The 3,387-nt window shown below is 54.0% G+C and carries 2 protein-coding genes and 1 pseudogene; 1 reads left to right on the top strand and 2 read right to left on the bottom strand.

Going from position 1 to position 3,387, the window contains the following annotated elements; all coding sequences use genetic code 11:
- Positions 1-426: ATP-binding protein (locus R6V78_RS06625; protein WP_410288551.1), on the top strand; the 426-nt coding region annotated here is incomplete at its 5' end.
- A gap of 146 nt (positions 427-572) precedes the next feature.
- Here R6V78_RS06625 and R6V78_RS06620 read toward each other — a convergent pair.
- On the bottom strand, positions 573-3,017 hold the full coding sequence (locus tag R6V78_RS06620) for a PAS domain S-box protein (RefSeq protein ID WP_410288550.1): 2,445 nt from the start codon (positions 3,015-3,017) through the stop codon (positions 573-575).
- Between the two features lie 90 nt (positions 3,018-3,107).
- Positions 3,108-3,387 (bottom strand): annotated as a pseudogene (locus R6V78_RS06615) (hypothetical protein); the annotation flags it as partial.

The following is a 3,387-nucleotide window of genomic DNA, read 5'->3' as shown; positions in this document are numbered from 1 at the left end:
AGTCAAAACCGGGGCACTATCCACCTGAGCATGCAAACCATCACGCCTGTGGATATCCCGGCAGCACGCCGCTTTCCCCTGGACAGTCAATTCGAGCACCGGCTTTATGCCTGTCTTGCGGTACGGGATACCGGGTGCGGTATTGCCGCGCCGGCTATTGAGCAGATTTTCGACCCCTTTTACACCAGCAGCTTTCTCGGTCGAGGCCTGGGTCTGCCCATAGTTTTGGGCATTGTCCGGGCCCACGGCGGGTTCATTACCGTGACCAGCAAAGTAGGAAAAGGGAGTATCTTCAGGGTCTTTGTGCCGGTTTATGAGGAAGAAATGTCCCAGCCGACGCGCCAGGCGACTGTCAGACAACAGCATAGCGAAGGCAACACCGGGATGAAGGCGGAAAATACCCCGATGCATCGTGAGCTCGCCTGATTCACCCCCACTCATCACCTTTGATAACCGCCTCTTTTCAGGTGGCCCTGGAGGATTGATCTGCTTTTCTGCCTCTGCTTCTGGTTATTTCCCATGGGCTGCTGCACTTCTGCCGGTGATCAGGCTCGTTGGCCCGGCACAGGTCTTCATCGACGGTTGCCAGAAGAAGAATCGAGCTCCTGCTTATCCAGGGTTGCTCTCACTTTGACACTCAAATCCTTGAAGGAAAAGGGCTTTTGAATAAAATTCACCCCTTCTTCCAGTACACCCTGGTGCGCTATCACGTCGGCGGTGTAGCCGGACATAAAGAGGATTTTAATACCCGGGAACAGGCCGTACAGCTTATCCGCCAACTCGCGACCATTCATTTCAGGCATAACCACGTCGGTGATGAGCAGGTGAAGGCCACCAGGATGATTTTCCGCCAGGCGTAAAGCCTCGCTGGGCTTTCCTGAAGTCAACACCTGATAACCCAATCGTTCCAACATCATTTGACACATGTGAATAATCGCCGGCTCGTCTTCCACCAAGAGCACCGTTTCCCCTTGGCCTGAGGGGATTTCAGCAACCTTTTCAACGCCGCTTTTCTCTGCTTTGCCCACATGACGCGGAAGGTAAACCCTGAATATCGTGCCTGTTTCCGGTTCACTATAGACGTTAATGAAGCCGTTGTTCTGTTTGACAATGCCGAAAACTGTCGGCAGACCCAGGCCGGTGCCCAGCCCTTCGCCTTTGGTGGTGAAAAACGGTTCAAAGATACTGCTGAGGGTTTCTTTATCCATGCCACAACCGTCGTCGCTGACGCTCAGCAGGACAAAATCACCCGGGACAAAGCCCGGGTGATCAGCGCAATACCCGGCGTCGAAGGTGACGGGATGCGTATCGATGGTGATTCTGCCCACACCGCCAATAGCATCCCTGGCGTTGACACATAAATTGGCCATGATCTGATCGATCTGAGCCGGATCAATCTTAATCGGCCACAGGCCCCCTTTGGGCAGCCAGGCCAAATCGATGTCCTCACCAAGGAGCCGCCGAAGCATCTTGAGCATCCCTTCTACCGTCTCATTCAGGTCTATGACCTTGGGACTGATCGTCTGCTTGCGAGCAAAGGCCAGCAATTGCCGGGTAATATCGGCAGATCGCCTGGCGGCTTGAAATATTTCCTGGAGATCGGCATGCAGTGGACCAGACGGCTCTACCTTGTCCAGCGCCAGTTCCGTATACCCGATAATGACACTGAGCATGTTGTTGAAATCGTGCGCCACCCCACCGGCCAAACGGCCGACAGACTCCATTTTCTGTGCCTGCTGGAACTGGGCCGAAAGCCGCAGGTGCTCGGTAATATCGCGCTTGACAGCAACATAGTTGACAATTCGCCCCGCAGGGTCGCGCACAGGGGAAATGGTCGCCGCCTCGGTGAAAAAAGTCCCATCCTTGCGCTTGTTGACCATTTGCCCCTTAAAGGTGTTGCCGCTGGAGATGGTCGCCCATAGATTTTGATAAAAATCTGGCCCCTGTTTGCCGCTCTTGAGGATGCGCTGGTTTTGTCCGAACACTTCGTCGCGGGTATAGCCGGTCACTCTTTCAAAAGCGGGATTGACATAATGGATGGCCCCATCACGATTGGTAATGACAATCATTTCGTCGGCCTGTTCAACAGCTGAAAGCAATCGTTCGCGTTCGGCTTCGACCTGTCTGCGTCCCGTGACGTCACGAATGTTGCACTGGATCACCTTGGCATGGTCGACGAGATACACATTGCTGATGAATTCCACCTCGACGATCCGTCCGTCAACGGTTTCCAGAGGTAAATGGTCATAACGGATATATTCGTTGTGCTGCAAAGTCTCGAAGGCATCTTCTGATGCGGCAATAGTGGCGAACGGGCCGATGTCCCAAAGATAATGGCCCAATACCTGATCATGCTCATAACCGAGCAACTGCAACAGAAACGGGTTGGCATCGACTATCTTGCCCGTATCGGCATCCAGAATCAAAATGCCGTCTTTGGCTGATTCAAAAAGCCTTCTGTAGCGTTTTTCGGAGTCGATTAACGCCTCTTCCGCTCTTTTGCGCTGGACTATTTCCCAGGTCACGTCGGCAAGATAGGAGACAATTTCGACATCCTTTTCGGTGTAATCTTCCGGCTTGTTGCCAACGCCCAAAATGGCGACCACCTTGCCGGCTCGGATGATTGGGATCACCAATTCTCGGACGACTTCGGCGTGGCCTTCAGGCAGTCCCTGTTTTTGTGCCAATGCGTTGTAGTCATTGTGAATCACCGGTACTTTTCGTCGTGCACCGTCCGCCCAGACGCCGGCTTGATCAAGAGGGTAATGCTGCCCTTTCCCTTCAGCCCGGCAGAACTCGTTTACGGTACGGGTGGACCATTGCTGGAGGGCAAGGGTTTTCTGGTCAGCCTCGACAAAATGAAAAAATCCGATGGCGCTGTCCGCCATTTCGCCGATCTTATCCATTGCCCGGGTGAGCAGCTCGTCCAGAGTGTGCATGGCGGCATATTCGATAAGATCGAGGCGGATATCGGTCAATTTTCCGCTGGGCTGACCTGTGGTATCGTCCTGTTTCATTTTTTACTTCCTCGTTTTGGTCTTGACCAGTCCCAGCATCCATGAAACCGAAGATCGGCCACATGAGCAGGAAAACCAGGAGCCCGATGGTCACCATAGCGAGCAGTGTCGCCCCGGCCCAGGCCGGGACGATATCTCCGTCCTCACCTCCGCCTGCAGCTTTTCCTCAGACAGTACCGCTTGTTGCTCCATTTTGATCAGGGGCTTCTGCAGCCGTTCCCAGTAGCCGGGCACGGCTTCCGAGATACTCAAGATCGAACTCTTCATCGGGCCGAACAGTGCCCAACCCAACAGAACAACACTGATGATAAACTCAAGGTCAAGCGCGCCTGCTCGAGCGGCCAGGGCATCTTCATGGACTACGACCCGC

Source organism: Desulfosarcina sp. (assembly GCF_046496365.1).
Lineage (GTDB): Bacteria > Desulfobacterota > Desulfobacteria > Desulfobacterales > Desulfosarcinaceae > Desulfosarcina.
The sequence above is the reverse complement of the archived record's forward strand: the minus strand, read 5'-3'. Positions and strand labels throughout refer to the sequence as shown.

Coding starts and splice junctions, on each gene's coding strand:
- R6V78_RS06620 (WP_410288550.1), bottom strand. CDS start 3,017: ATGAAACAGGACGATACCACAGGTCAGCCCAGCGGAAAATTGACCGAT.